The 254-nt window shown below is 62.6% G+C and carries 1 pseudogene; it reads right to left on the bottom strand.

Features of this window, described 5'->3' with window-relative positions:
* A pseudogene (locus HMPREF2924_RS26725) lies at positions 1 to 254 on the bottom strand (hypothetical protein); the annotation flags it as partial.

Below are 254 nucleotides of genomic sequence, written 5' to 3'. Positions count from 1 at the left end.
GCATTCTTCGCACGGGCACGCCGGTCGGTGTTTGTGATGGGGTCATGCCAGACGACGACGAACTGGTTCGCCGTGCCGTCGAGCGATGTGATGCTGTCGTCGTCGATCCCGAGCAGCCCGCTGTCCTCATCGAATACGGGCAGCGTCGCGACGTCGTAGTCGTCACGGATCAGCCGCAGCGTCCAGAGTCCGGTCGAGCGGGAAAGGAACTGAGTGGCGCCAATGTGATCGAGGACGGTCTGCTCGAAGTTGTC

This window comes from Pseudomonas sp. HMSC063H08 (genome assembly GCF_001813645.1).
Lineage (GTDB): Bacteria > Pseudomonadota > Gammaproteobacteria > Pseudomonadales > Pseudomonadaceae > Pseudomonas > Pseudomonas aeruginosa.
Note: the sequence above shows the minus strand (reverse complement) of the source record. Positions and strands in the feature narration are given on the sequence as shown.